The sequence below is a fragment of the Amycolatopsis alba DSM 44262 genome, from assembly GCF_000384215.1.
Taxonomy (GTDB): Bacteria; Actinomycetota; Actinomycetes; order Mycobacteriales; family Pseudonocardiaceae; genus Amycolatopsis; species Amycolatopsis alba.
The window spans coordinates 1,221,656-1,247,627 of the sequence record NZ_KB913032.1; the positions used below are offsets into that span (position 1 = coordinate 1,221,656).

At 69.9% G+C, this 25,972-nt stretch carries 30 protein-coding genes; 9 read left to right on the forward strand and 21 right to left on the reverse strand.

What is annotated here, in order from left to right:
- Nucleotides 1-454: 454 nt before the first annotated feature.
- The 3 genes from AMYAL_RS0105590 to hisH form a co-directional block, all read right to left on the reverse strand.
- Nucleotides 455-802 (reverse strand): DUF1330 domain-containing protein, encoded by a 348-nt coding sequence (locus tag AMYAL_RS0105590; RefSeq protein ID WP_020630329.1) that lies wholly within the window; start codon nucleotides 800-802, stop codon nucleotides 455-457.
- Nucleotides 803-881: 79 nt separating this feature from the next.
- Nucleotides 882-1,619 (reverse strand): bifunctional 1-(5-phosphoribosyl)-5-((5-phosphoribosylamino)methylideneamino)imidazole-4-carboxamide isomerase/phosphoribosylanthranilate isomerase PriA, encoded by a 738-nt coding sequence (priA, locus tag AMYAL_RS0105595; protein ID WP_020630330.1) that lies wholly within the window; start codon nucleotides 1,617-1,619, stop codon nucleotides 882-884.
- Nucleotides 1,620-1,628: 9 nt separating this feature from the next.
- Entirely contained in the window at nucleotides 1,629-2,252 is a 624-nt protein-coding gene (gene hisH / locus AMYAL_RS0105600; protein WP_020630331.1) for an imidazole glycerol phosphate synthase subunit HisH, read from the reverse strand.
- Nucleotides 2,253-2,388: 136 nt separating this feature from the next.
- Here hisH and AMYAL_RS0105605 point away from each other — a divergent pair, with 136 nt between their 5' ends.
- From AMYAL_RS0105605 to AMYAL_RS0105615, 3 genes are all read left to right on the forward strand, one after another.
- Complete coding sequence (locus tag AMYAL_RS0105605; protein WP_020630332.1) at nucleotides 2,389-2,568, forward strand: hypothetical protein; 180 nt, start codon at nucleotides 2,389-2,391, stop codon at nucleotides 2,566-2,568.
- A gap of 72 nt (nucleotides 2,569-2,640) precedes the next feature.
- Complete coding sequence (locus tag AMYAL_RS0105610) at nucleotides 2,641-3,813, forward strand: acyl-CoA dehydrogenase family protein (RefSeq protein ID WP_020630333.1); 1,173 nt, start codon at nucleotides 2,641-2,643, stop codon at nucleotides 3,811-3,813.
- Nucleotides 3,814-3,857: 44 nt separating this feature from the next.
- Nucleotides 3,858-4,526: an NIPSNAP family protein gene (locus tag AMYAL_RS0105615; RefSeq protein WP_020630334.1), complete on the forward strand. Its 669-nt coding sequence runs from the start codon at nucleotides 3,858-3,860 to the stop codon at nucleotides 4,524-4,526.
- On the opposite strand, the gene AMYAL_RS0105620 is transcribed toward AMYAL_RS0105615, so the two are convergent.
- Genes AMYAL_RS0105620 through AMYAL_RS0105630 form a run of 3 tightly spaced genes read right to left on the reverse strand, consistent with a single transcriptional unit; the run spans nucleotide 4,512 to nucleotide 6,538 of the window.
- Nucleotides 4,512-4,940: an NUDIX hydrolase gene (locus tag AMYAL_RS0105620; protein WP_020630335.1), complete on the reverse strand. Its 429-nt coding sequence runs from the start codon at nucleotides 4,938-4,940 to the stop codon at nucleotides 4,512-4,514. The genes AMYAL_RS0105615 and AMYAL_RS0105620 overlap by 15 nt on opposite strands.
- A 10-nt stretch (nucleotides 4,941-4,950) precedes the next feature.
- Nucleotides 4,951-5,841, reverse strand: a complete 891-nt coding sequence (locus AMYAL_RS0105625) for a transketolase family protein (protein WP_020630336.1) — start codon at nucleotides 5,839-5,841, stop codon at nucleotides 4,951-4,953.
- Nucleotides 5,842-5,845: 4 nt separating this feature from the next.
- The gene (locus AMYAL_RS0105630; protein ID WP_020630337.1) at nucleotides 5,846-6,538 is read right to left on the reverse strand and encodes a thiamine pyrophosphate-dependent enzyme; all 693 of its coding nucleotides are present in this window, start codon (nucleotides 6,536-6,538) and stop codon (nucleotides 5,846-5,848) included.
- 52 nt (nucleotides 6,539-6,590) lie between these two features.
- Here AMYAL_RS0105630 and soxR point away from each other — a divergent pair, with 52 nt between their 5' ends.
- Together soxR and AMYAL_RS0105640 are read left to right on the forward strand one after the other, a co-directional pair.
- Nucleotides 6,591-7,052: a redox-sensitive transcriptional activator SoxR gene (gene soxR / locus AMYAL_RS0105635; RefSeq protein ID WP_026466776.1), complete on the forward strand. Its 462-nt coding sequence runs from the start codon at nucleotides 6,591-6,593 to the stop codon at nucleotides 7,050-7,052.
- Nucleotides 7,053-7,098: 46 nt separating this feature from the next.
- Complete coding sequence (locus tag AMYAL_RS0105640; protein WP_020630339.1) at nucleotides 7,099-7,668, forward strand: RNA 2'-phosphotransferase; 570 nt, start codon at nucleotides 7,099-7,101, stop codon at nucleotides 7,666-7,668.
- On the opposite strand, the gene AMYAL_RS0105645 is transcribed toward AMYAL_RS0105640, so the two are convergent.
- Both AMYAL_RS0105645 and AMYAL_RS0105650 read right to left on the reverse strand, forming a co-directional pair.
- The gene (locus AMYAL_RS0105645; protein ID WP_026466777.1) at nucleotides 7,639-8,511 is read right to left on the reverse strand and encodes a prenyltransferase/squalene oxidase repeat-containing protein; all 873 of its coding nucleotides are present in this window, start codon (nucleotides 8,509-8,511) and stop codon (nucleotides 7,639-7,641) included. The genes AMYAL_RS0105640 and AMYAL_RS0105645 overlap by 30 nt on opposite strands.
- A gap of 46 nt (nucleotides 8,512-8,557) precedes the next feature.
- Nucleotides 8,558-9,133, reverse strand: a complete 576-nt coding sequence (locus AMYAL_RS0105650) for a TetR/AcrR family transcriptional regulator (protein WP_020630341.1) — start codon at nucleotides 9,131-9,133, stop codon at nucleotides 8,558-8,560.
- A gap of 160 nt (nucleotides 9,134-9,293) precedes the next feature.
- Here AMYAL_RS0105650 and AMYAL_RS0105655 point away from each other — a divergent pair, with 160 nt between their 5' ends.
- Complete coding sequence (locus AMYAL_RS0105655; RefSeq protein ID WP_020630342.1) at nucleotides 9,294-11,480, forward strand: MMPL family transporter; 2,187 nt, start codon at nucleotides 9,294-9,296, stop codon at nucleotides 11,478-11,480.
- Nucleotides 11,481-11,550: 70 nt separating this feature from the next.
- On the opposite strand, the gene AMYAL_RS49835 is transcribed toward AMYAL_RS0105655, so the two are convergent.
- The 4 genes from AMYAL_RS49835 to hisD are packed head-to-tail and all read right to left on the reverse strand — an operon-like array spanning nucleotide 11,551 to nucleotide 14,785.
- Nucleotides 11,551-11,706: a hypothetical protein gene (locus AMYAL_RS49835; RefSeq protein ID WP_020630343.1), complete on the reverse strand. Its 156-nt coding sequence runs from the start codon at nucleotides 11,704-11,706 to the stop codon at nucleotides 11,551-11,553.
- A gap of 60 nt (nucleotides 11,707-11,766) precedes the next feature.
- A complete protein-coding gene (hisB, locus tag AMYAL_RS0105665; RefSeq protein WP_020630344.1) occupies nucleotides 11,767-12,366 on the reverse strand; it encodes an imidazoleglycerol-phosphate dehydratase HisB in 600 nt (199 codons plus the stop codon).
- Complete coding sequence (locus AMYAL_RS0105670) at nucleotides 12,363-13,463, reverse strand: histidinol-phosphate transaminase (protein WP_020630345.1); 1,101 nt, start codon at nucleotides 13,461-13,463, stop codon at nucleotides 12,363-12,365. The genes hisB and AMYAL_RS0105670 overlap by 4 nt, the downstream gene beginning before the upstream one ends.
- Nucleotides 13,460-14,785 carry a histidinol dehydrogenase gene (gene hisD / locus AMYAL_RS0105675; protein WP_020630346.1) on the reverse strand — a complete coding sequence of 442 codons (1,326 nt, stop codon included), beginning with the start codon at nucleotides 14,783-14,785 and terminating at the stop codon, nucleotides 13,460-13,462. Before hisD ends, AMYAL_RS0105670 begins: the two co-directional genes overlap by 4 nt.
- An 84-nt stretch (nucleotides 14,786-14,869) precedes the next feature.
- On the opposite strand from hisD, the gene AMYAL_RS0105680 reads away from it, so the two are divergent.
- A complete protein-coding gene (locus AMYAL_RS0105680; protein WP_026466778.1) occupies nucleotides 14,870-15,664 on the forward strand; it encodes a carbon-nitrogen hydrolase family protein in 795 nt (264 codons plus the stop codon).
- On the opposite strand, the gene AMYAL_RS0105685 is transcribed toward AMYAL_RS0105680, so the two are convergent.
- Nucleotides 15,612-16,100: an Lrp/AsnC family transcriptional regulator gene (locus AMYAL_RS0105685; RefSeq protein ID WP_020630348.1), complete on the reverse strand. Its 489-nt coding sequence runs from the start codon at nucleotides 16,098-16,100 to the stop codon at nucleotides 15,612-15,614. The genes AMYAL_RS0105680 and AMYAL_RS0105685 overlap by 53 nt on opposite strands.
- Nucleotides 16,101-16,169: 69 nt before the next feature.
- On the opposite strand from AMYAL_RS0105685, the gene AMYAL_RS0105690 reads away from it, so the two are divergent.
- On the forward strand, nucleotides 16,170-17,066 hold the full coding sequence (locus AMYAL_RS0105690; RefSeq protein ID WP_020630349.1) for an SMP-30/gluconolactonase/LRE family protein: 897 nt from the start codon (nucleotides 16,170-16,172) through the stop codon (nucleotides 17,064-17,066).
- A 114-nt stretch (nucleotides 17,067-17,180) separates the two neighbouring features.
- On the opposite strand, the gene AMYAL_RS0105695 is transcribed toward AMYAL_RS0105690, so the two are convergent.
- From AMYAL_RS0105695 to eccB, 3 genes are read right to left on the reverse strand one after another with little or no spacing between them, the layout of a single operon-like run.
- On the reverse strand, nucleotides 17,181-17,837 hold the full coding sequence (locus AMYAL_RS0105695; RefSeq protein ID WP_020630350.1) for a response regulator: 657 nt from the start codon (nucleotides 17,835-17,837) through the stop codon (nucleotides 17,181-17,183).
- Nucleotides 17,834-18,556, reverse strand: coding sequence for a response regulator transcription factor (locus AMYAL_RS0105700; RefSeq protein WP_245192808.1), 723 nt, complete (start codon nucleotides 18,554-18,556; stop codon nucleotides 17,834-17,836). Before AMYAL_RS0105700 ends, AMYAL_RS0105695 begins: the two co-directional genes overlap by 4 nt.
- Before the next feature lie 14 nt (nucleotides 18,557-18,570).
- Nucleotides 18,571-19,995 carry a type VII secretion protein EccB gene (eccB, locus tag AMYAL_RS0105705; protein ID WP_020630352.1) on the reverse strand — a complete coding sequence of 475 codons (1,425 nt, stop codon included), beginning with the start codon at nucleotides 19,993-19,995 and terminating at the stop codon, nucleotides 18,571-18,573.
- Between the two features lie 147 nt (nucleotides 19,996-20,142).
- Between eccB and AMYAL_RS0105710 the strand changes: the two genes are divergently transcribed.
- Complete coding sequence (locus AMYAL_RS0105710; protein WP_425332170.1) at nucleotides 20,143-21,228, forward strand: type VII secretion protein EccE; 1,086 nt, start codon at nucleotides 20,143-20,145, stop codon at nucleotides 21,226-21,228.
- Nucleotides 21,229-21,309: 81 nt separating this feature from the next.
- Here AMYAL_RS0105710 and eccD read toward each other — a convergent pair whose 3' ends face one another.
- The 5 genes from eccD to AMYAL_RS0105735 are packed head-to-tail and all read right to left on the reverse strand — an operon-like array spanning nucleotide 21,310 to nucleotide 25,959.
- Nucleotides 21,310-22,686, reverse strand: coding sequence for a type VII secretion integral membrane protein EccD (gene eccD, locus AMYAL_RS0105715; protein WP_020630354.1), 1,377 nt, complete (start codon nucleotides 22,684-22,686; stop codon nucleotides 21,310-21,312).
- Nucleotides 22,683-23,012 carry a YbaB/EbfC family nucleoid-associated protein gene (locus AMYAL_RS0105720; RefSeq protein ID WP_005155307.1) on the reverse strand — a complete coding sequence of 110 codons (330 nt, stop codon included), beginning with the start codon at nucleotides 23,010-23,012 and terminating at the stop codon, nucleotides 22,683-22,685. Before AMYAL_RS0105720 ends, eccD begins: the two co-directional genes overlap by 4 nt.
- Nucleotides 23,009-23,518 carry a hypothetical protein gene (locus AMYAL_RS0105725; RefSeq protein ID WP_026466779.1) on the reverse strand — a complete coding sequence of 170 codons (510 nt, stop codon included), beginning with the start codon at nucleotides 23,516-23,518 and terminating at the stop codon, nucleotides 23,009-23,011. Before AMYAL_RS0105725 ends, AMYAL_RS0105720 begins: the two co-directional genes overlap by 4 nt.
- Nucleotides 23,519-23,532: 14 nt before the next feature.
- Complete coding sequence (locus AMYAL_RS0105730) at nucleotides 23,533-24,882, reverse strand: WXG100 family type VII secretion target (RefSeq protein ID WP_020630356.1); 1,350 nt, start codon at nucleotides 24,880-24,882, stop codon at nucleotides 23,533-23,535.
- An 18-nt stretch (nucleotides 24,883-24,900) separates the two neighbouring features.
- Nucleotides 24,901-25,959, reverse strand: coding sequence for a hypothetical protein (locus AMYAL_RS0105735; RefSeq protein WP_020630357.1), 1,059 nt, complete (start codon nucleotides 25,957-25,959; stop codon nucleotides 24,901-24,903).
- Nucleotides 25,960-25,972 lie beyond the last annotated feature (13 nt).

Here is a 25,972-nt window from a genome sequence, read left to right on the forward strand (position 1 = left end):
GTCACGCGTGTCGTCCGTCTGATCACACGAGCCGTCCGGCCGGTCACGCGGCGGTGAGACGTCGGTACAGCTGGTCGTGAGTGGCGTTTCGGGTCAGAGCCAAGGGTGTCTTAGGTGCCTACTGGATCGTGGCCGCGGTTGATCATGGGGTCCGTCGCGTGGCGTCCATCTGGACACGTGTGTCGTCTCTTCCGTCACGCGAGTTCGCGGCCGCGGGTGTCGTGAAAGCCACTTTCGCGACGCCTGATGTCCCGAAAGTGGCTTTCGCGGCGCTGCCCGGCCTCACTGGACGCGAGGTCAGCCGGGCGGGGCCGTGAACGAGCCAGAGATGCACGGGTGTCCTGAAGGCCCCCTTTGAGACGTTCAACGTCTCAAAGGGGGCCTTCAGGACACCGCGACAACCGCCCTCGCGACGGTCGTGAGTGGTAAGGACCGCCAGAACCCGAATCGCCACTCACGAGGCCCGCAGCGCTCGCAACTCAGCCGCCATCGCCGCCGAGTCGTGATCCGGCCCGCATCCCTCCACCAGGATCAGGTCACCGGGGATGTGGTCCGCCCTCAGGTGCAGGATCTCCCGGTAGGCGGGCGACGCGTACCACTCGCGGGCCACGGCCATGCTCGGGAACCCGATCATCACCAGCGCTCCCGGCCACTCCCCTTCGAGGACCTCGACTTCGGTCCCGTGCACGAGGAACTTGCCGCCGTAGGGGTCGAGCGTGGCCTGGATCCGCTCCAGGTACTCGAGCACCTCTTCGGTCGGCGCGGCGGTGGGGCGAAGGTGAGCGATGCCGTACGCGTTCATGGTGTCCTCCCAGGGTTTGTTGTCCTGGAAGGAATCCTGTCCGAACGAGCGCGTGGCGTCGATTACCTCGAAGGTAAGCTCAGAACTCCGCGACGGCGGCGAGCGCCTCGGGCAGCGTGAACGCGCCTGCGTAGAGCGCCTTGCCGACGATGGAGCCTTCGACACCGTCGCGCGCGAGCGCGGCCATCGCGCGGAGGTCGTCCACACTGGACACGCCACCGGAGGCGATGACCGGCGCGTCGGTGCGGGCGGCGACCTCGCGGAGCAGGTCGATGTTCGGGCCCTGGAGGGTGCCGTCCTTGCTCACGTCGGTGACGACGTAGCGCTGCGCGCCATCGCGGTCGAGCCGGTCGAGGACCTCCCAGAGGTCACCGCCGTCCTGCGTCCAGCCGCGGGCGGACAGCCGGTGCCCGGCCTCGGTGATCCGCACGTCCAGTCCGATGGCGACGCGGTCGCCGTAGGAGGAGACGACCTTCGCGGTCCACTCCGGGTCTTCCAGCGCGGCGGTGCCGAGGTTGACGCGGCGGGCACCGGTGGCCAGCGCGGCCTCCAGCGAGGCGTCGTCGCGGATGCCGCCGGACAGCTCCACCTGGACGTCCAGCTTCGCGACGACCTCGGCGAGCAGTTCGCGGTTGGAACCCTTGCCGAAGGCGGCGTCGAGGTCCACCAGATGGATCCACTCCGCCCCGTCACGCTGCCAGGCGAGCGCCGCCTCCAGCGGGCTGCCATAGGAGGTTTCGGTGCCGGCCTCGCCCTGGACGAGTCGCACGGCCTGGCCATCGGCCACATCAACGGCGGGAAGGAGCGTGAAAGTCACGCGCCCACTCTAAGCGAGGGTCTCGAGCCAGTTGCGCAGCAGGTGCGCCCCGGCGTCCCCGGACTTCTCCGGGTGGAACTGCGTCGCCCACAACGGCCCGTTCTCGACGGCGGCGACGAAGTCCTGGCCGTGGTTCGCCCAGGTCACCTTGGGCTGCTGCCCGGCGAGGCCGGAGTCCAGTTCCCAGGTCCGCGCGGCGTAGGAGTGCACGAAATAGAACCGCGTGTCCGCGTCGAGCCCGGCGAACAGCAGCGAGTCTTCGGGCGCGCGGACGGTGTTCCAGCCCATGTGGGGCAGGACGTCGGCCTCCAGCCTGTCGACCGTGCCGGGCCACTCACCGGCGCCCTCGGCTTCGACGCCGTGCTCGACACCGCGTTCGAACAGGATCTGCATGCCGACGCAGATGCCCAGCACGGGGCGGCCACCGGCGAGGCGTTTGCCGATGATCTTCTCCCCCGATACCGACCGCAGCCCTTCCATGCAGGCCGAGAAGGCTCCGACACCAGGGACGACCAGGCCGTCGGCCTCGAGCGCGGCATGAGGGTCCGCGGTGACCTCGACGTTTGCGCCGGCGCGCTCGACGGCGCGTTCGGCGGACCGGAGATTGCCGGACCCGTAGTCCAGGATCACCACGCGAGGAGTAGCCACGCGGCCCAGGTTAGCGGACCGAGTTTTCTGCGGATTCCCCGTTTCGGCCTTCACTCGACTGGGTATTAAGGCCTCCGAGTGAAAGGCCGGCGCTGGACCGCCCTGCACTTCTGGAGGAACGATGCAGGACGCGGACGAACTGACTCACCTGCTCCACGCCTGGCGCGAGGACATCGACAGCGTGCCTTTCCCTACCTTCGCGGAGCTGCTGATCCCGAAGCAGAAGCAGCGCTCCGCCCCCTCGATGGTGGTCTCGGCATCGGTTCAGGTGACGAAGACCACCGGATGGCGCGATCGCTGACACTCGACTCCGGTCCGGTGTGTGGTTTTCTTCATAAAGCCACGACCCACCGAGCCGACCAGGAGTGACCGCATGAGCAGCAGCCCGGATCCGCGCGACTTCCTCGATCTCGACGCCGAGCTCTCCGCCGAGGACCGGGCCATCCGGGACGCCGTGCGTTCCTACGCGCAGGACCAGCTTCTGCCGAACATCGCGGAGTGGTACGAAACGGGCGCCCTGCCCGCCGCCGAACTCGCCAAGGGGTTCGGGCAGCTCGGGCTGCTCGGCATGCACCTGGAGGGTTACGGCTGCGCCGGGACCAGCGCCGTCGCCTACGGCATCGCCTGCCGTGAGCTGGAGGCCATCGACTCCGGGCTGCGCAGCTTCGTCTCGGTGCAGGGCTCGCTGGCGATGTACGCGATCCACAAGTGGGGCACCGAGGAGCAGAAGCAGGAGTGGCTGCCGCGGATGGCCGCCGGTGAGGCGCTCGGCTGTTTCGGGCTGACCGAGCCGGACGCCGGCAGCGACCCCGGCGCGATGCGGACCCGCGCGGTGCGCGACGGCGCGGACTGGGTGCTGAGCGGCACGAAGATGTGGATCACCAACGGAACCGTCGCCGACGTCGCGGTCGTCTGGGCGCAGACCGACGAGGGCGTGCGCGGCTTCGTCGTCCCCACGAACACGCCGGGTTTCACCGCGAACGAGGTCAAGCACAAGCTGTCGCTGCGGGCCTCGCTGACCGCGGAACTCGTGCTCGACGGCGTCCGCTTGCCGGAATCCGCGGCGTTCCCCGAGGTACGGGGGCTGCGCGGCCCGCTGTCCTGCCTGAACGAGGCGCGCTACGGGATCCTGTTCGGCGTCGTCGGCGCCGCTCGTTCCTGCTACGAGACCGCGCTGGAGTACACGCTGAGCCGGGAACAGTTCGGCAAGCCGCTGGCCGGGTTCCAGCTCACCCAGCGCAAACTCGCCGACCTCGTCGTCGAGGTCAACCGCGCGGGACTGGTCGCGCTGCGGATCGGGCGGCTCAAGGACGCCGGGACGCTGCACCACAACCACGTCAGCTTCGGCAAGCTCGCCAACGTCCGCTCCGCGCTGGAGGTCGCCAGGACCGCGCGCGCCATGCTCGGCGCCAACGGGATCTCGCTGGAGTATCCGGTGATGCGGCATATGTCGAACCTCGAAACCGTGCTGACCTACGAAGGGACCGAAGAGATGCACGCGCTCTCGCTCGGCCAGTCGGTCACCGGGATCGCCGCCTTCCGCTGAGCTGTCCGCCGAAAACTGTCGGTGCGGGCTTTTAGAGTCCGCGCATGATCGATTCCGCCGAGTTCCAGTCCGTCGTCGAGCTGCGCCGGTACACCCTGCACCCCGGCCGCCGGGACGAGCTGATCGAGCTCTTCGAACGCGAGTTCGTGGAGAGCCAGGAAGCCTGCGGCATGCGTCTGTTCGGCCTGTTCCGCGATCCGGCGGAGCCGGACAAGTTCGTGTGGTTGCGTGGTTTCCGGGACATGGGGGCCAGGCGGGCCGCGCTCGAAGCGTTCTACGGCGGGCCCGTGTGGGGCGAACACGGCCCGGCGGCGAACGAGACGATGATCGACGCCTCCGACGTCCTGCTGTTGCGCCCGTCCGGGCCGGGCTTCCCCGCTCCGGACGGCGCCGCGGATTCCGTCGTGCTGGTGACGGTGTGCCATCCGGCCGGCCCCGTCAAGGAGTTCTCCGAGCACTTCGCCGACACCGTCGCCCCTGCTCTGCGGGAAGCCGGCGTGGAGACGTTCGGCCACTTCGAAACCGAGCCCGCGGAGAACACCTTTTCCCGGCTTCCCGTGCGAGAGAACGAGACGGTGTTCGTCTGGTTCTCGAAGGTCACCGCAGAACACCGGGAGCTCCTCGACCGGACGGGTGCCGAGCTCGAAAGCAGGCTCGAACGTCCTTGGCTGCAACGACAGCTGACACCGACCGCGCGGTCAGTCCTGCGCTGAAAGGAGGTCCGCGAGACCGTCCGGATACAGGATCGCCTTGCCGCTCACGACCTCGGCCAGCGGCAGCCAATGCACGCGTGCGCCGTCGTCGAGCACCACGCCGACCTCGTCACGCTCGTAGAACGTCTTGTCGGCCAGGTCGGCGGTGAACAGGAACACGATCTCGTGCCCCGGCCTGCCTTCGAAGGTGAACACGTTTTCCAGCACGGCGATCTGCTCGACCGCGGTCAGCTCCGCCGCGAGTTCCTCCTGGAATTCGCGGTGGAGCGCTTCGACGGCGGTCTCCCCGAACTCGATCCCGCCACCGAGCGGGCGATGGTAGGTCTCCCCCTTGGCGTTGTCACGGCCTTCGAACACGAGAAGGTCTTCACCGCGGCGGATGACCCCGAGCGCGAGCGGGCGGATCTTCGTCATCGCGGTGACGCTAGCGGAGGAATTCCTTGACCGCCAAGGCGATCGAGCCGGCGTCGAGGCCGTGTGCGAGATCGTGGTCGGCCATTTCGCCGTAGATCCGCACTTCGGCGTCGCGCCGGACACCGAGGGAGAGCAGCCGGTGCGGTGTCTCCGACAGCGCGCTTGCCACCGCGTGCGCGGACGTCCCCGCGAGGTAGGGCTCGACCAGCACGACGTCGGTGGCGCCCGCGGCGTCGACGGCCGAACGCAGCCCGGCGGCGTCGAACGGCCGGATCGTCGAGGTGTAGAGCACGGTCACGTCGAGGTCGGCGGTCGCTTCCAGCGTCCGGTCGAGCATCGGCCCGACGGCAACCACGACCCCTCGGCCGCCTTCGCGCAGCGTCTGCAGTCCGGCGCCCAGATGCGCTTTCGCGTTCTCCTGCGCGGAAAGCCGGAGATAGACCCGCCCGTTGCCGGGGATGGACTCCAGCAGCAGCCGTCGCGCTTCTCCGGGGTGACCTGGCACGTGCACGGTCCAGCCGGGCAGCGTGTCGATGAGGGCGACGTCCCCTGGTGCCTGATGTGTCCGCCCGGCGGTCGGCATGTCGTACGACGCGCCGGAAGACACCAGCACGGCGCCGACGTCCTGGTGCCCGAGGTCGAGTTTGACCTGCTCGAACGCCCGCTCCACGAGGAACGACGAGAAGGTGTGGACGATCGGGCGCATCCCGGCCAGCGCCAGCCCGCCCGCGGTGCTCATCATCAGCTGCTCGCGGATACCGACGTTGAGCACCCGGTCCGGATGCTTCCTCGCGGCGAAGGCGAGCTGCGCCGCGGAAATGTCGGCGAGCACGACGGCGACGTTCGGATCGTTGTCGAGTGCCTCGGCGGCGGCGTTGAGGAAGGTTTCACGCATGTCCACGGCTTCAGGCCTTCCGCTCGACGGTCGCGACCACGGCGAGCGGCCGGTCCGGATGGGGTGTGGTGAAGGCTTCGTAGAGCGCCTCGTGATCACGGCCGTCGACGGTGCGGGTGACCCAGCCCTCGACCTCGAACCGGCGCGCGATCCCGCCCGGCCAGCCGTGGGTGGCCGAGGAGTTGTCGACGACGACCGCGGTCAGCTGCGGCATGCCGATCCGGCCCGCGACCGCGATGGCCTCGGAGTTGGAGCCTTCGTCGAGCTCCGCGTCGCCGATGAGGGTGACGACCTTGGCTTCACGGAATCCCTTGGCACGCAGGCCGAACACGGTGCCGATGGCCAGCGGCAGCCCGTGGCCGAGTGACCCGCTGGCGATCTCGGCGCCGGGCAGCCTCGCCCGGTCGGGGTGGTGTCCGAGCCGGGACTCCGCCGACGTCCAATCGGCGAGTTCCTCTTCGTGGATGAAGCCCTTCTTCGTCAGCACGGCGTAGTAGGCCATCGGGCCGTGGCCCTTCGACAGCAGGAAACGGTCGCGGCCGGGGTCGCGGAAGGTCTCCGGAGTGATGTCGAGCACGCGGTCGTAGAGCACCCACAGGACGTCCACAGTGGACTCCGCGGCGGCTTGATGCTTCTCGTCCCCGGTCATCAGCGAGATCAGCCGCGGCAGATCCTCGTAGCCGGTCTTGGTGTCGGTGGTCATGATCCGAGGGTGCAACCTCGACTTAAGTAGAAGTCAAGGCTAGCCTGGCGACGTGACGAGACTGGCTGAACACCTGAGCATCGGACAGGTCGCCGACCGCAGCGGCGTGCCCCATACGGCTTTGCGTTTCTACGAGGACAAAGGGCTGATCAGCTCGGAGCGCTCGGCGGGCAACCAGCGGCGGTATCCGCGTTCGGTGCTGCGCCGGATCGCCTTCATCCGCGCCGCGCAGCGGGTCGGCCTCAGCCTGGACGACATCAGCTCGGCACTGGAGAGCCTGCCGAAGGACCACGCCCCCACGAAGGCCGACTGGGCCCGCCTTTCACGGGGCTGGCAGGACGAGCTCGACGCGCGGATCGACGCGCTGCAGCGCCTGCGCGACAGGCTGACCGGATGCGTCGGCTGCGGTTGCCTGTCCCTGCGCAGCTGCGGGCTCTACAACGCCGACGACCAGATGTCCCGCTTCGGCCCCGGCGCGGGGAAACTGCGCCCGGCCTCCGAGGGCGGCATCTGAATTCCGTTGCCACGCGGGGCCCGGATGTGCGTCACTGGGACGCGAAATGGACAAGAAGAACCTCATCCGAGTCTCGAAACGGCTCTCCCGGCACCTTCGGCACGCACCCGGCGACATCGGCATCACCCTGACCTCCGACGGCTGGGTCGAAGTCGACACGCTCTTGGCCGCCTTGCGGAGCCATGGCTTGCGCATCACCCGCGCCGAGCTCGACGAAGTGGTCGAGGGCAACGACAAGCGGCGCTTCGCCTTCGATGACGACGGGCTGCGGATCCGCGCCAGCCAGGGTCACAGCGTCGACGTCGACCTCGCGCTGCCCGCCGCCACCCCGCCCGGCGTGCTCTATCACGGCACCGTGTCCCGGTTCCTCGGCACGATCTTTCACGAGGGTCTCCGGCCGATGAAGCGGCACGCCGTGCACCTTTCGGCGAACGTCGAGACCGCGCGCACGGTCGGGGGCAGGCGCGGTGTCCCGGTCGTGCTCCTCGTCGACGCGCGGGGAATGACCGCCGCCGGGCACGAGTTCCAGGTGAGCGCGAACGGCGTCTGGCTCACCGCAGCGGTTCCGCCGGAGTTCCTGCGCCGTCTAGACGAGGCCGTTGTTCCGCAGCAATGACAGCGTGTTCACGGTGAACAGCCCGTTCCATTCCAGCGCGGCCGCGGGCGAATAGCTGGTGTAGTCGACCCGCCAGCCACCGTCTTCGTGCTGCCCGCCCGCGACCCGGCGCAGATCCGCTTCGACGACCTCCGGCCGGAAAAGCTTCCGCGCCGGGCCGTCCGGTTCCGGGGCGAAATCGAGCGGGCGCATGGCCTCGCCCTCGATCCCGCCGCCGACGGCGACCACGCCGTCGTCCGGGACGAACCGGCCGAGCCTCTCGACCAGGCGCGCGTCGCCCAGCGCGTCCACCAGCTTCATCGCGAAAGCGAGCACGAGCGCGTGCGGTGCCTCGTCGAGTTTCTCGATCTCGTCGAGGCAGTAGCGCGTGGCGGCCTCCAGCCAAGGATGCGTGGCGACCGCGGGATCGTGCGCCGCGACGCGCTGCGCGGTGACCGCGACGATCGCGGTGATCTGCAGCGAGGAGACCGACGGGTCCGCGGTCGCCCAGAACGGCGCGCTGCCCGCTGGATCCGGCATCGGCAGGGCGAACGGGATCCCGCCGTCGGGCAGGGAGATCGAGGCGAGCCAGTCGCAGAGTTCGGCCGCGCGCGGACTGCTCACCGGGCCGATGTCGGCGAAGACCTCGAAGGCGTGCAGCGCGCCTCCGGGCTGGCTGGTCACGGAGCGACAGTCGGGTTCGAGCCCGTGGCCGTAGCCGCCGTCAGGATTGCGGTACCCCTCCAGCGCGGCGAGCGCCGCCACCGGGTCACCGTCGCGGAAGAGGACCTCGAAACGCCGCCTGTCGAGCAGGCGGGCCTGGGTGGCCATGAACGTGGCCGCTTCGTGGAGATCGATGTTCATGACCACAGCGTCGCGCGGATCGCGGCGCCTGTCTTGAACACATCGGTCACGTGGTGGTGCGGCGGCGCGGGCGGTGGTAGAGCTTGCGGGCGACACTGAGGAGCGTTTCGCGCAGCGTGTCGTCGTCGAGCGAAGCGACCTCGATCGAGCCGCCCGCGACGGCGATCCCCGCGAGCAGCACCTGGGCCGTCACGATCGCGGTGAGATCCGGATCCGGGCCGACCAGGATCTCCAGCAGCCGGTTCTTGAAGCTGTCCGAGCTGTGCACGGACTTCTCGATCGCGCGGGCGATACCGGGGTCGCTGGAGAACAGGGCGACCAGCGAGCGGTGCTGCACCACGAGGTCGACGAAGCCGTCGAGCAGGTGGTCGATCTGCGCGCCGCGGGTGCGCTGCGCGCGGGCGTCGTCGACGATGCCCTCCAGCTCCAGCAGCACGGGCTCGGCGACGGATTCGGTGATCTCCGCCTTCGTCTTGAAGTGGTAGTAGACGGCGGCCTTCGTGACGCCGAGGGCGTCCGCGATCATCTGCAGCGAGGTGCCTTCCACGCCGTGTTCGGTGAACAACCGCAACGCCGTGTTCAGTAGTCGCGTGCGGGTGTCCTCCGCGTGGACGACGTCCATGATCCCTCCTCGTTCAGCCGTCGGAGATTACGTCAAGCGTGCCCGTCGGGCCAAACGAGTACTAGCCGTGCGGCTAGTCACACACTTGCCGATCGGCTTGTAGGCCACTAGCCGATCGGCTAGCTTGGAATGAACCTGATCGAGTGAACGGGAGATGTTTGTGGCCAGCTTCCTGTACCGCCTGGGCCGGTTCTCGTTCCGGCGCCGGGCACTGGTGACGGCGGTGTGGGCCGCTGTCCTGGTGGCCCTCGGCGCGGGTGCGCTGACCCTGTCCGGCCAGCTTTCGAATTCGGTGACCATCCCCGGCACCGAATCGCAGAAGGCGATCGACCAGCTCGCGGACCGGTTCCCGGAGGCCTCCGCCGGCGGCGCGACCGCGCGGGTCGTCATCTCCACGCCCAACGGCCAGGACATCACCGAGGCCCCCGGCCAGGCGACGATCGCGGGCCTCGTCAAGGGACTCGAGAACGCGCCGAAGGTCGCCGGCGTGGTCAACCCGCTGCAGGTGCAGGCGATCTCGCCCGACAGGCACGTCGCGCTGGCGCAGGTCAGCTACCGCGTCCCCGGCTTCGAACTCACCGACGCCGACCGCGACGGCCTGATGGCCGCCGCGGATTCCGCCAAGGCCGCCGGGTACACCGTGGACTTCGGCGGTGACGCCGTCCAGGCGATGCCCGCCACGAACGCCACCGAAGGCCTCGGTGTCGCGGTCGCCGCTGTCGTCCTGATCATCACCTTCGGCTCGCTGCTCGCCGCCGGGATCCCGCTGCTGACCGCGCTCATCGGCGTCGGCATCGGCATGGCTGGCATCACGACGGCGTCCGGTTTCCTCGAACTGAACACGAACACGCCGGTGCTCGCGCTGATGATCGGGCTCGCCGTCGGCATCGACTACGCGCTCTTCATCGTTTCCCGCTATCGGCATGAACTGACGCTCGGCCGCGATCCGGAGGAGGCCGCGGGACGCGCCACCGGCACGGCGGGCTCCGCCGTGGTGTTCGCCGGGCTGACCGTGATCATCGCGCTGGCTGGCCTGACCGTCGTCGGCATCCCGTTCCTCGGCGAGATGGGCATCGCCGCGGCGATCACCGTCGCCATCGCGGTCGTCATCGCGCTCACCCTGCTGCCCGCCATCCTCGGGTTCGCGGGCGGCAAACTGGCCGGTGGCAAGATCCGCTTGCGCCGCAAGGAAAGCGAGACGACGCACGGCGAGCGCTGGGCCCGGTTCGTGGCCCGCCACCGGATCCCGGTGCTGATCGCCGCGATCGCCGGACTCGCGATCGTCGCCGTCCCGGCCGCGAGCATGCAGCTCGGCCTGCCGAACGACAGCACCGCCGCGCCGGACAGCACCCAGCGCAAGGCCTACGACACCGTCGCGCGCAGCTTCGGTGAAGGCGCCAACGGTCCGCTGGTGATCGTCGTCGACCTCAACGGCAGCACCGACCGGCAGGCCGCGCTCCAGCAGGCGGCCGCGGGGATCGGCGGGCTCCCCGAGCGCCCGATCGTCACGCCGCCGAAGACCAACCGCGACGGTGACCTGGCGCTGCTGACCGTCATCCCGAAGAGCGGTCCGAGCAGCACCGCGACCGAAGACCTCGTCAGCGACATCCGCGGCCTGAACGCGGGTCTGGGTTCGGCCACCGGCGCGTCCTTGGCGGTGACCGGGCAGACCGCGGCCAACATCGACGTCTCGGAGAAACTCGCCGACGCGATGCTGCCCTATCTCGCGCTGATCGTCGGGCTCGCGTTCCTGTTGCTGATGCTGGTGTTCCGCTCGGTCGTGGTGCCGCTGAAGGCGACGCTGGGCTTCCTCGGCTCCGTGGTCGCGACGTTCGGCGCCGTGGTGGCGGTGTTCCAGTGGGGCTGGCTCACCGACCTGCTCGGGGTGAAGACGACCGGGCCGATCATGAGCATGCTGCCGATCCTGCTGATCGGCGTGCTGTTCGGGCTCGCGATGGACTACCAGGTGTTCCTGGTGACGCGGATGCGGGAGGAATACGTCCACGGGGCCGACCCGCAGCAGGCGATGGTCACCGGTTTCCGGCACGGCTCCCGCGTCGTGGTCGCCGCCGCGCTGATCATGATCAGCGTGTTCGCCGGGTTCGTCCTCGCGGAATCCGCGCTGATCCAGTCGATCGGGTTCGCGCTGGCCTTCGGGGTGCTGGTGGACGCGTTCGTGATCCGGATGACCATCGTGCCCGCGCTGATGTCGCTGCTCGGACGCGGCGCTTGGTGGCTGCCGAAGTGGCTGGACCGCGTACTGCCGGACGTCGACGTCGAAGGCGAGAAGCTCGCGAAGCAGCTGGACGCTCCTGACGAGCGGGAACTGGTCGAGGCCTCGAAGTAGACAAGTACGTGAAGGCCCCCTTCCTTGCGCTAGACGCAAGGAAGGGGGCCTTCACGTACTTCAGGTCAGCTCAGGCCAGCCAGGCGATGGCGCCGCCGATCGCCAGAAGCGCGCCGAGCCCCAGCACGATGGCCATGAACTTGACGCTCTTCCAGGTCGCGTAGACGCCGCCGATCAGGAAGCCGCCGAGCGCGAACAACAGCACGGCGATGGTCGAGTTGCTCATGCCCGCCAGGCTGCCACATCCGACCCCACCCGACCGCGCCGGGTGCGACCCCACGCGGGACTAGAGGACGCCCTTGGTCGACGGAATGCCGCCGGCGCGCGGGTCCGGCTCGGTCGCGGCACGCAGGGCGCGCGCAACGGCCTTGTACTCCGCCTCCGCGATGTGGTGCGGGTCCCGGCCGTGCAGCACCCGCACGTGCAGCGCGATCTGCGCGTGGAACGACAGCGAGTCGAACACGTGCCGCGTCAGCACGAACGGGTAGTTCCCGCCGATGGTGAAGCTGTTGAACTGCTCCGGCTCACCGAGATGCACGCAGTACGGGCGCCCGGAGACGTCGATCGCGGCGTGCGCGAGCGTCTCGTCCATGGGGATCCACGCGTCGCCGAACCGGCGGATACCGCTCTTGTCGCCGAGCGCCTGCCGCAGCGCCTGGCCGAGCACGATCGCGGTGTCCTCGACGGTGTGGTGCGCGTCGATGTGCACGTCACCGGTCGCCTGCACCTTGAGGTCGAGCGAGCCGTGCACGCCGAACGCGGTGAGCATGTGGTCGTAGAACGGGACACCGGTGTCGATCTCCACCTGTCCCGTGCCGTCCAGGTCGAGCTGGACCGAAATGGACGATTCACTGGTGGTGCGGTCCACCTTGCCGACGCGACTCATCGCGGCACCTCCTTGCTGGCCTCGAGAAAGGCGTCGTTCTCTTCCGGCGTCCCGATGGTCACCCGCAGGTGTCCTTCGATGCCGACGTCCCTGATCAGCACGCCGTTGTCCAAATAGGACTTCCAGGCCGCTGGCGCGTCCGCGAACCGTCCGAAGAGGACGAAGTTCGCGTCGCTCGGGACCAGCGTGAATCCCAAGCCCAGCAACGCTTCCACCACCCTGTCGCGTTCGGCCGCGAGTTTGGCGACCGAGGCGAGGGTGGCGTCCGCGTGCCGCAGCGCGGCCCGCGCGGCGGCCTGCGTGAGTTTCGAAAGGTGATACGGCAGCCGCACCAGTTGCAGCGCGTCGACGATCGCGGGCGCGGCCGCCAGGTAACCGAGCCGCCCACCGGCGAAGGCGAACGCCTTGCTCATCGTGCGCGAAACGATCAGCTTCGCCGGGTATTCCTCCAGCAGCTCGACGGCGCTCGGCTGCGACGAGAACTCCGCGTACGCCTCGTCGACCACCACGATCCCCGGCGCCGCTTCGAGCAGCCCGCGCAGCTCGCCGAACGGGATCGACCCGCCGGTCGGGTTGTTCGGGCTGGTCACGAAGACGATGTCCGGACGGCGCTCGCTCACCAGCGCGGCGGCCTTCTCGGTGTCGAGGCTGAAATCGTCGCGGCGCGGCACCGGCAGCCAGTCGGTGCGGGTGCCCGCCGAGATGATCGGGTGCATCGAGTACGACGGCTCGAAGCCCAGCGCCGACCGGCCGGGGCCGCCGAAGGCCTGCAGGATCTGCTGCAGGATCTCGTTGGACCCGTTGGCGGCCCACACGTTCGACTCCGACACCAGCACGCCGGTGGACACCGCGAGGTAGTCCGCGAGGTCCTGCCGCAACGCGACGGCGTCGCGATCCGGGTAGCGGTGCAGCGAAGCGGCTTCGGCGCGGATGGCCTCGGCGACGTCGGCCACCAGCGCGTCCGGTGGCGGGTACGGGTTTTCGTTGGTGTTGAGCCGGATCGGCACGTCGAGCTGCGGCGCGCCGTACGGGGTCTTGCCCCGCAGGTCCTCCCGCAGCGGGAGCGCGTCGAGCGTGATCTCCTCGCCGATGCTCATGCCCGCTCCCCCTCGAACCGTGCCGTGATGGCCTCGCCGTGCGCGGGCAGGTCCTCGGCGTTCGCCAGCGCGACGACGCGGCCGGCGATCTCGCGCAGCGCGTCCTCGCTGTAGTCGACGACGTGCACGCCCTTGAGGAAGCTCTGCACCGAAAGCCCGGACGAGTGCCGTGCGAACCCGCCCGTGGGCAGGACGTGGTTCGAGCCGGCGCAGTAGTCGCCGAGCGAGACCGGCGCGTACGCCCCGACGAAGATCGCGCCCGCGTTGCGCACGCGGGCCGCCACCGCGCGTGCGTCCGCGGTCTGGATCTCCAGGTGTTCCGCGGCGTACGCGTCGACGACGCGGATGCCGTCCTCCACGGTGGACACCAGGATGATGCCGGACTGCTTGCCGCCCAAGGCCTCCGTCACGCGTTCGGAGTGCTTGGTCGCGGCGACGCGGCCGGTGAGTTCCTTGTCGACCGCGTCCGCGAGTTCCTCGGACGTGGTGACCAGCACGCTCGCGGCGAGCGGGTCGTGCTCGGCCTGGCTGATCAGGTCGGCGGCGACGTGCACCGGGTCTGCGGTTTCATCGGCGAGGATCGCGATCTCGGTCGGGCCAGCCTCGGAGTCGATGCCGATGACGCCGCGCAGCAGCCGCTTGGCCGCCGTGAGGTAGATGTTGCCCGGTCCGGTGACGACGTCGACCGGCTCCAGCGTCGCGCCGTCGGTGTCGGTGCCGCCGTACGCGAGCAGCGCGACGGCCTGCGCGCCGCCGACGGCCCAGACCTCGTCGACGCCGAGCAGTTCGGCGGCGGCCAGGATCGTCGGGTGCGGGAGCCCGCCGAACGCGGCCTGCGGCGGCGAGCACAGCACGAGCGTGCCGACGCCGGCGATCTGTGCCGGGACGACGTTCATCACCACGGTCGAGGGGTACACCGCGAGCCCGCCGGGCGCGTACAGCCCGACGCGCTCGACCGGGATCCAGCGCTCGGTGACCGTGCCGCCGTCGACGACCTCGGTCGTGACGTCCTGACGGCGCTGATCGCCGTGGACCTTCCTGGCGCGGACGATGGACTCCTCCAGCGCCGCGCGGACGGCCGGGTCCAGGTTCGCGAGCGCGCCGGTGAGCTCCGCGGCGGCCACGCGGACACCGGATGGGCGGACCTTGTCGAACTTCTCGGTGTACTCGAGAACCGCCTCGACGCCGCGATCGCGGACCGCCTCGACCACCGGCCGGACGTGATGCAGCGCCGCGTCCACGTCGTACTCGGCACGCGGGAGCGTGCTCCTGAGTTCGGCAACGGACGGGACCTGTCCACGCAGGTCGGTACGGTTCAGCATGGGTCAAGGGTACGAGGTGGCCCGATCACCCCGAGCAGGCACACTGGGGTGGTGACCAGCGATCCCACGATGAGGGAGGCCTCCGTGCCGCGAATCGGGTTGTGCCAGCTCACGGCGGGCGAGGATCCCGAAACGAACCTGAAGCTGATTCGCGAAGGCGTGGCGGCCGCGGCGGCCGACGGCGCGCGGATCGTGGTCTTCCCCGAGGCGACGATGGCCCGCTTCGGCAGTCCGCTGAAGCCCGTCGCGCAACCGCTGGACGGGCCGTGGGCGTCCACTGTGGCGACCATCGCCGAAGAGCACGGCGTCGTGATCGTCGCGGGCATGTTCACGCCGTCGCCCGACGGGCGCGTGAGCAACACGCTGCTCGTCACCGGCGCCGGGCACCACTTCGGCTACGACAAGATCCATCTGTACGACGCGTTCGGGTTCGCCGAGTCCGATACGGTCGCCGCCGGGACCGCACCGGTCACCTTCGAGCTCGACGGAATCACGTTCGGTGTCGCGACCTGTTACGACATCCGTTTCCCCGAACTGTTCCGGAAGCTGGCCGACGACGGCGCCGACATCGTCCTCGTGCCGACGTCCTGGGGCGCGGGCGAGGGCAAGCGTGAGCAGTGGGGCGTCCTGGTGCGCGCCCGCGCGCTCGACTCGGGCTGCTGGGTCGTCGGCTGCGGGCAGGCCGACCCGACCACCACCGCGACGCCGGTGAACCCGAAGGCCCCGACGGGGATCGGTTTCTCGACGGTGTCCGACGGGTTCGGGCGCGTCCTCGCCGAGCTGGGCCCCGGACCGGAGCTCGTGGTCGTCGACCTGGATCCGGCGGTCAGCGGGAAGGCACGGGCGGCGACGGGCGCTCTGGCGAACCGTCGCCTTTAGCGTCCACCGATCGCTCGAAGAAGGACTCGAGCACCACGATCGTCTGCGTCCCTGTGACGCCTTCGATGGCGTAGAGCCTGCGCAGTGACGCCTGCAACTCCTCGGTGGTCGGCGTGCGCACCTTCACCAGGAGCGACGCCGGGCCCGCGATGATGTGCGCCTCCACGACCTCCGGCAACGCTTCCAGCGCGGCCTTGGTCGGCGAGTCGCCCATCCACGAGTTCGCCTCGACCAGCACGAACGCCATCACGCCCCGGCCGACCGCCGCCGGGTCGACGTCGACGGTCGTGCGCCGGATGACGCCCTGTTCGCGCAGTTTGCGGACCCGCTCGTGCGCGGCGCCCGCGGACAACCCGACCGCCTTGCCGAGCGCCGCGTACGCCTGAGTCGCGTCCTGCTGCAACTCCGTGAGCAGTATGCGATCCACGTCATCCATGGGTTGACCATATCAAGTTCAGCGATTCATGATGATAGCAGTATCTCATTCAGATCTCTGGGGTTTCTCATGGACACGGTCAAGGCTCACTTCGAAGTCCTCGACGAGCGGTTCGCCCGCGTCAACGGGGACGAGTGGATGCAACGCCTGCACACCGGCTGCCGGTGGACCGAAGGGCCCGCCTACTTCCCCGCCGGCCGGTACCTGGTCTTCAGCGACATCCCGAACGACCGCGTCCTGCGCTGGGACGAGACCACGGGCGCGGTCGGCGTGTTCCGCGAGCCAGCCGGATTCCACAACGGGCACACCGTCGACCGCCAGGGCAGGCTCGTCAGCTGCGAGCAGGGCGGCCGCCGGGTGACGCGCACCGAGCACGACGGCACCACCACCGTGCTCGCGGAGACCTATCAGGGCAAGAGGTTCAACAGCCCCAACGACGTCGTCGAAAGCTCGGACGGCGCGCTCTGGTTCACCGACCCCAGTTACGGGATCGACAGCGACTACGAAGGACATCAGGCGGAAAGCGAGATCGGCGCCTGTCACATCTACCGCGTCGACCCGGTGGACGGGTCCGTGCGGATCGTCGCGGACGACTTCACGCGCCCGAACGGGCTGGCCTTCTCCCTCGACGAGTCGCTGCTCTACATCGCGGACACGCGGCAGGATCCCAGCCACATCAGGGTTTTCTCGATGGACGGCGGGAAGCTCTCGGGTGGCGGGATCTTCGCGACCAGTGACGCCGGCGGTTTCGACGGGATACGGCTGGACGCCGCCGGGCGGGTCTGGGCCGCCGCGCACGACGGCCTGCACTGCTTCGCGCCCGACGGCACGCGGATCGGGAAACTGCGCGTGCCGGAGGTCTGCTCGAACCTGACCTTCGGCGGGCCGCGGCGGAACGACCTGTTCATCACCGCGTCCAGTTCGGTCTACACGCTGCGGGTGAACTTCTCGGGGCCGCGTCACTGAAGGCCGAAGCAGGACGTGTGGCCGCGGCCAGGGTGTCGCGAAAGCCACTTTCGCGACGTCAGGTGTCCCGAAAGTGGCTTTCGCGACATGCCTTCACGTCTCGGGACCGCGGTCCTAGCGCAGCAGGCCCTCGCGGATCGCCACGCGCACGAAACCGGCCCGCCTGCGTTCCCCGGTCTTGTCCCGGATCCGGTCGAGATAGGACCGTACCGTCCGCACGCTGATGTTCAGGATCTCCGCCACGTCGACGTCCCGTTCACCCGCCGCGACCAGCCGCAGCACCTGCTTTTCCCGTTCGGACAGCACGATCTTGGGACCGGCGTGGCGGTCTTCGCTGTCCTGGATGATCATTCCGGCCAGCGTCGGCGACACGTACGCGTTGTCGTCGGCGATGGTGCGGATGGCGCGCAGGAGTTCGTCGCCGTCGACGTCCTTGGACAGGAAGCCCTTCGCCCCGGCCTGCATGGCGCCCAGCACCTCGGGCTGTTCGGCGTGGGCGGACACCACGAGCACCTTGTGCCCCATCTGCCCGACTTCCAGCACCGCGGCGGCGTCCTGGACGCCGCGCAGCTTGAGGTCGAGGACGACCACACTGCCCGGAGGCTGCTCCTGGACGGCGAACCGCGCGACGGAATCGGCGACGGCGCCCAGCGCGATGTCGGGCGCTTCGGTGAGGACGCGCGCGACGGCGTCCCGGTACAACGGGTGATCCTCGATCACCCCGACGTTGATCGGTGTACTGCGTTTCGGCTGCTGCTCGTCTGCGTTCACCGGCGTCCTTCGAATCCGCCCGCGTCGTCGCGGGGCGCGACAGGCCGCGAGGGGCCGGGCACCTCCGGCGGAGACGCGAGCCCGAGCTGGATGGCCTTGCGGACCAGGCCGGCCCGCCTTCTCTCTCCGAGTTTGTCACGGATCCGGTCCAGGTAACCGCGGACCGTCCGGACCCCGATGCCCAGGATGCGGGCGATGTCGACGTCGCGTTCGCCCGCCGCGACCAGCCGGAGGACCTGCTTCTCCCGCGCGGAGAGCGCGACGTCCGGAGCCGACACGGGCCGGTCGGCGTTGTCCTTGATGATCATTCCGGCCACCACCGCGGAAACATAAGCCCGCCCCTGCGCGACCGTCCTGATCGCGGTCAGCAGTTCGTCGACGTCGACGTCCTTGGACAGGAATCCCTTGGCACCGGCGGCGATCGCGCCGAGCACCTGCTCGGACTCCGCCTGCGCGGACACCACGAGCACGTGATGCCCCAGTTCGCACACCTGGAGCACGGCCGCCGCCCCGGCGATCCCCGGCAGACCGAGGTCGAGCAGCACCACACTGCCCGGCGGCTGCGGATGCACATGGAACCGGGCGACCGAATCGACCACCGCGCCCAGCTCGATCCCGTCGGCCTCGGTGAGGACCCGGACCACGGCGTGCCTGTACAACGGATGGTCTTCGATCACCGCGACGTCGACCCGGTCGGTCTCCGGTCTGTCTTCAGTCATCTGCACGTTCCCGCTCACCCCGTCCCACCTGCCGCGGACACCGCACGGCCCGCCTGCGCCGGATCCAGCGCGGGTCCGCGCGGAACCAGTGCCAGTAATCCATTCGGAACCGGTTGCCGTTCGGCTTGGCCGTATCCGAGGGAAGCGAGTGCCTCGTTGCTCGCCACCGGGTACTTCAGGCCTGTGTCGGTCACGACGTAGACCGTGCCGGAACCGGATTCCGCCACCACCGCGCCTCCCGACGGAGGCACGAAGACCGCGTCGGCGACCAACGCGTCCGTGCGCGCCGTCACCGGTATCGCCTTCGCACCTTGCGGCAACGGGACCTGTGCGGAGATAACGATTCGAGAACCCTGCGCGCATAACGTCACGGACTGTCCGGTAACGGGCGCTTTTCGCGGGATCCGGTCGGGATACTCCGCGGGATCGGCCCCGCCCGCCCTCGCCGTGCCGACCTTCGGCACCGCGGCGACGTCGGCCGCGCGCACCGCGACGGGGGCCGGGACGCCGCTGTAGGCGTCCGCGTTCTGCGGCGTGTTGATCAGCAGGCTCGCCGCGGTCTGGCCGATCGGTTCGAGCCCGTCGGCGTGGACGAGGTAGTAGGACGTCGCGTCGTTGGGCGACGCCATCGCGTCGACGACCCCGAGCACCGAACCGACCTTCGTCGCGGTGCCGCCGACCTTCGGGCCGGGCCGCCCGGCGTCTTCGACCGCGCGGTAGGCCAGATCGCGTCCGGCGGCGACGGTGCCGATCCACCGGGAGGACACCGCGATCGCCGGGTAGGTGTCGAACTGCAACGCCGTGGCGGCCTCCGAGGTGAGCCGATAGCGGCGTCCCGCCGTCACGAGATACCGGTCCCCCTCGGGGACGCGGACCACCACGGCCTGATCCTTCGGAAGGTCGACTCCGGACGCGGGCGCGCCGAGGAGCACCGTCGTCTCCGGTTCGGCCGACGCGGGCGCGTCCTGGGTCGTCCGCGAGCAGCTCGTCCACGGGGTGTTCACCAGCGCGGCCGCCGCCGGCAGCGAGTCGGGGGCGCCGGGGATGCCGATCTGCGAACCGCGCGGGGCCTTCGCGAGCTTGTCCGAAGGGACGGTCACTGTGGCCTCGCCGTTGCCGCCCGCCATCAGCCGCGCGGAAGCGTAGTTGAGCACGGGATGCAGCGCGCCGTCCTGGCCGAGGATGTACCGCGCGCCGGTGCCCTCCTCGACGATCACCTTGCCGCCCGCCAGCCAATCCTTGCCGCCGGAGGGGTTCAGCAGGCCGAGCACGCCGAACACCGCGGTGACCAGCAAGGCGACGCCGAGTCCGCACAGGGTTCCGATGACCAGCCTGCGGCTCGGGGCGACCGGATGGTTGGCGTCAGCCGAGACCAGTGCCGAAACCAGTCTCCTGCGGAGGAATTGGTAGGCCTGAATCTGGTCCCGCTGCGTCCACACGCTCCCGTCCCCCGCCGTTCGTGCCCACCCGTTCGAGGGTGCTCACGTTAGGTTCCGGCCCCGGTTGGCGGTGAGGGTAATTTTTACGCCCCTCCCCCGCGCGGGGCGCGGCTACCGTCGAGCGCGTGCACGGAGAAGGGGAATTCCTTGTCGGTTGAAGCCCCGGCGGTGGGGACACCCCGCCCGACCCCGGAACAGACTCCCGCTCACGGCGTCGCGGGCGCGGCGCCGCTGCCCTGGCTGCTGCCGATCCGCCCGCTGCAGGCGGCGCTCTGGGAGATCGCCGGGATCGCGATCCTGCTCGCCTTGACCGTCGACGGGATCCCGCAGGCCGGGTGGATCAGCGTCACCGCGGCCGCCGGTGTCCTCCTGCTGACGACGTCGGTCCGGTTCGCCGGGCGCCACGCCGCCGGCTGGCTGCTCACCTGGGCCGGTTACCGGTTGAAGCGCCGCGACAAGAACGAGGTCCCCGATCCGCTGCACCGGCTCGCCGGTCCCGTCCGGGTGCGCCAGCATGTCGACCGTGCGGGCAACCGTTTCGGTGTCGCCGAGGTCCGCGACGGCTGGAGCGCCATCGTCCGGCTCACCCCCGGCGCCATGCAGCCCGGACCCGACACACTGACCGGAATCCTGCGCGAGGCGTACGCGAGCACCGGGATCCCCTTGTCCAGCGCGCAGCTTCTGACCTGGACAGTCCCTAATGGACAGTCCTTGCTCCGGGTCCGCTGGCTCACCGTCCGATACCGGCCCGAGGATGCGCCGATCGCGGCGCTCGCCCGCGGCGGCGGAGAACTCGGCGCGCTGCGGAGCACCGCCTGCGCGGCGCTGGCACTCATGGGCGCGCTGGCCGAAGCCGGGTTCGAGAGCACCGTGCTCGAAGCCGGTGAGGTGGCGGAAGAACTGCGCGTCGCGCTCGGGAGTGGTCAGGACGCGCCGGTGGACGGCTGGCGTTCCTGGGACTGGGGCGGCGCGTCGCAGGTCTGCTACCGGCCCAAGTCGGAGCGGGACCTCGCGCGGACATTGGATCTTCACGTGCCAGGCTCGGCGTTCACCGCGACTTCGTACACGCTGTACCGATCGCCCGGCGGGCGGGAGAAGTCCGAGGTGACCATCCGGGTCGGCGGGCGACCGGGAGCGGAAACGGCGCGGCCGAGCGGGATCGCGGTGACCCCGCTGCACGGACGGCACGCGACGGCGGTCCGGCGGACCCTTCCGCTGGCGCTGGAGAACTGAGGGGGCTGTCCGTGGAGGACTCCTTTCCTCACTGAGGGTAGGGAAGGAGTCCTCCACGGCGTAATGCGTGGAGCGGAGAGGTCAGCCGCGCACGGCCTCGTAGACCCCGGCGATCATGCCGACGAACGGGACCAGGGAAAGCAACACCAGGAACTCGACGATGTCGAGAGTCCTTGCCCAGTAAGGCGAACGGCGTCCCTTCACGACACGGGTCGCGTAAGTGAGACAGACACCCGCGGCGACGACGACCGCGCAGCCCGCAGCGAAGACGAACGAACGCGGACCACCCGCGGCGAGCCAGGACCCGGCCGCCGCCAACGCGGCCGCGCCGAAACCGATGAGCACGAGCCGCTGCGAACGACCCGCGAACGCGCGCGAGCGCAGCATCAGCGCCAGCCCCAGCAGCGCGCACAGGCCCGCTTCCCAAGCGCCGCCTGAAGACGACAGGACCACCGACGCCGAGACCACGGTGAGCCCGAGCGCGACGAGCAGCCCGGTCAGCAGCGACTGCGCGTAGGTCGTGCCGCCGACCATGTCCTCGCCGAGCGAAGGGTTCTCGTCGGCGCGGAACGCGTCCATGTCGTCGGGCACCCTGGGCAGGGGCAGCCTGCCGAGCCGCAGCGCCATCATCGGCGCCACCGCGGCCAGCGCCGTCGCCACGACGGCGACCACGGCGGCCGCCGAAACCGCGCGGACGTCGGCGAGCAGGACGATGGCGGTGGTGATCGCGCCGAGCCCCGCCGACACGGTCACCGCGACGAACCAGGGCAGCCGGTCGGCCACCGAAACGGCCGCGATCACGCCGTACACGGTCACCACGGCGAGTCCGGCGGCCAGCGGCCCGGCCGACAGGGAGAACAGCGGATGCGGCGGCAGGATCGACATCCCGGCCAGCAGTGCCGCGCCGACCCCGGCGAGCGCGCCGGCGGCACCGGCCTCCGCGTCGCCGTACGCGCGGCTCAGCGCGCCACCGCCCAGCACCAGTACCAGCGCGAGCAGCCCGGTCCCGATCGGCGCCAGCACACTGCCGGACGCCGCCGCCTGCACCAGCAGGCCACCGGCGAGCAGCAGCACCACGGACGCGACGATGCCCGCCTTGCGCGCCACCGACGGTCCCCACCGGCCGGTGCCCGACTCGGCGACACTCGCGATCGAGTCGACGACGTCATCGAACAGCAACGGACCCCGCGGGCGTTCCCGCGGGGTCAAGTGGAGGACTTCGCCGTCGCGCACCTGCGCCGCGGCGACCGTGAGCCCGAGCGCGAGCGGAGCACCGCCGAGCCGGGACAGCACCCAGCCCGGATGCTCGGCCGACGCCTGTCCCGAAGCGCCCGCGAGCCGCACGAGCTGCGGGACGAGTTCGGCGAACGTGCTCTGCTGCGGCAGCGCCACATCGACACGCGCCCGCGGTGTCACCACCGTGACGCGCCGGGTGGAGCCCGCGATCGCGGCCGTCATGCTTCGATCGACTTGGCGGACTCGATGACCGGGGCGAATTTGGCGCTGCTGGCCTCGGCCAGTTTCTGCAGCCCGTTGTTGACCGCCTCCAGCACGATCTCCGAGATGTTGCGCGCGTCGTACTGGCGCAGCGCGCGCGGGTCGATGTCGATCGAGGTGAACCGGCCGTCACCGCGCAGGACGACGGTGACCTCGTTCTGCCGCGAGTGCGCCTTGACCTCCATCGCCTCGACCGAACGCTGGATGCGCTGCACCTCTTCGGTCTGCTTGCGGACCTGGTCCAGCAACTCGTCCATATCCGGCATGGCGTAGGGGTCGGTGGTCACGAATCTTCTCCTTCATCTGCGGTGAAATCCCGCCGGACGTGGACACTGCCCACGAACCGCCGGAAGTCGTCGCCGAGGCCGCGGGCCGCCTCGGGCGTTGCGGTGCAGGCGATCTCGAGGATCAGCCGTTCGGCCGGGGTCGCACCCGGCACGGTCAGCTGCACCTGCGTCTGTACGAGGTCCTGGCCCTCGCCGGTGCGGAGGCGCAGTACCTGCGTCACCCCTGGCGCGACGCCGGTGCCGATCACCTTGCGCCGCACCACTTCCAGCGCGGCCATCGACCGGCCGAGACGTTCGACGGCCTCGTCGGCGATGTCGGTGATCTGCGCCTGGTCGGGCCGCTGCCCCACGCTCAGGGTGATGTTCGGGGTGAACTCCTCGTCCGTCCCGGAACGCACGGCCACGAAGACCGCGCCCTCGGCGCCGACGGACGCCGGTTCGACGGGCACCCACCCGTCGGGGATGTCGAATCCCAGCGGGAGGGAAACCCGGTCCTGCGTCGCCATCGCGTTCATCCCCGTCACCACGTGCCCACGTAGGAGACCGCGTCGTCCCACGCCTCGCCGACGGCGTCCGCCGCCTGGCCGGCCGCACCGCTCACCGCGTCGACGGCCGCGCCGCCGTATTCGCCGACGGTGTCCGCGATCTTCGGCAGGTCGATGTCGATCTTCGCGCCGAGCCCGGCACCGAGGCCGAGCGCGACACCCGCCTTGAAGTTGACCTTGATGTGCCCGGCGTCGTAGACGGCCTGGCCGTCGAGCTGCGCGCCGAGTCCGTACTGGAGGGTGCCACTCGCGCCGACGCCCACTCCGGCCACGTCCGCCGCGAGCTCGCCTTCGATCTTACCGCCGACGAAGGCGTTGGCGTGCACACCGACACCGTGCGCGCCGGCCTGGAGCGAACCGTTCACCTCGCCGCCGAGGAACGCGGTGCCCTTGGCGCTGCCCGAAGCGACGCCCCATTCCTTCTTGCCTTCGAGTTCTTCCTTGAAGGCGGCGAGTTCCGCGTGACCGGACGCCTTGACGTCCCAACCCTGCGAGGAGACCTTGGCGTCCCAGCCGGGGGTGAAGCCGTCCTGCTCCTGCTTCCACTTGGCATACGTGATCTCGGTGTTGCCCCAGGCCTTGTCGCGCAGGCCATCCGGCTTCGGCCTGCCGAACGGCGTGTCGCCGGCACGCGGGGCGCGCGTGCCTTCGAGACCATCCCAGGTGAGCTTCTTCCAGCCGGAATTGCCGAACCAGGAAGGCTGCGAGCGCGGGCGCTTGCGGCCGTCGAGCGCTTCGCCGTTGAGCCAGTGCAACGGGCCGCGGCCCCATTTGCCGAGTTCGTGCTCGATCCGGCCGGTGCCCTCCGGCGGGAACAGGCGCGCGAGTTCCTCGCTCAGCTCGTCAGCGATCTCTTGCGCCGCCTGAGCAGCCCGTTCACCGAGCTGCCGGGCGGCGGAGATGAACGCGTTGACCGCGTTCGCGTTCGCCGTCCGCGCCTGGCTGGTGAGCTGCGCGGCGTACTGGTCGAACTGGGCGAGAATCGAGTCCACACAGGACTTCGCGCCCTGCAGGGCCTGCGCGCCCGCCCGCAGCCGGTTCGACTGGTCGCTCAGCTTCGCGCCGAGCTCACCGAGTTCCTCGCTCAGTTTCGCCGCGGACGTGGCGAACGCGGTGTAGGCGTCGCCCTCCCAGGACGCGTTGAGCGCCTTCGCCGCCTTGCCGACCTCGTCCGCCCGGCCCGAAACCGTCGACGCCCGCTCACCGCACCGCTGGCCGGCCGCGTTCAGCGCCGACGGGTCACCGGTGACCCGTCGCTGGTACTCGACCACGAGCCGCCGATAGTTCGACAGGATCGAGCTGACGACGCCCGACGCGTCGACCACACCGCTCCCCGACACGGTTTACCTGCCCTTCGCCGGTGAGTCGGCTCCTGCGTCGATGTCGATGTGCTGCTCGAAGTGCTTGCCGCCGAAGTTCATGTCGATGTCGATATCGATGTCCTGCCCGCCCGGCGCCTGCACGGTGGACTTGCCGGTGCTCAGGTCGGTGGTGATGGTGACCTGGTTGCCGTTGCCGGCGCTCGGCAGCGAGCCGCCGGAACCGGAACCACCGCCGGACGGTCTGTCCACCGGGATCCACGAGTCCGCGCCGCCCGGCCAGTTGCCCTGGGAACCGTTGCCGCCCAGCGCGGGCGGCCGGTACTGGGTGAACGGCGGCGTCTGGCCCGGCGTCGTGCCACCACCGGAAGCGCCGCCCGCACCACCGCCCGCGCCACCGCCGGAACCGCCGACCGCGGCCTGTCCCGAACCGCTGGCGACCGAGCCCGGCGCCTGCGGGTTGGTGACCGGGGTGCCGGAGACCGCCGAGTTGCCCGCCGCGCCGTTGTCCCCGGCGTCGTTGTGCCCGAACAGTTTCTGGACCTCGCCGATGATGGTGGCGATCTGGGTGATCTGGTTGGCGAGGTCGACCACGCCGAGCGCCTTCAGCAGCGCGCCGATCGCTGTAATGAACGCGCGCAGCGAAGCGCTGGTGGCGGTGGAAAGCGCGACGGCGGCGCCGTAGGTCCACGGATTCGACATCAGGCCCGCGACCGTCGGGTTCACCGCCGAGACCACCGCTTTGTAGGCGGTCTGCGCGGTCTTGATCAGCGTCCCGGCGATGCCGAGCAGCTCGGCGCCCTTCTGCACGACCTGGATGATCTTGGTCAGCGAGTTCAGCGAGTCGGTGATCTTCTTCATCGCCGAGTCCGACGCGCCACCGGACCAGATCTTGCCCAGCTGCTCGGCGGCCTTCGTCACCTCGTTGTACATGGTGAGGAACTCGTTGGCCTTCTTGAGCACCTCGAGTACGTGCTTCGCGATCTGTTCCGGCTGGCCGGTGAGGATCTGCGGCAGGATGGTGATCGGCCCGCCCGAGCCCGCTGTCGCGTCCATCGCGCTGGAATTGGGGTAAGTCAGCATGTCGCTCCTCCCG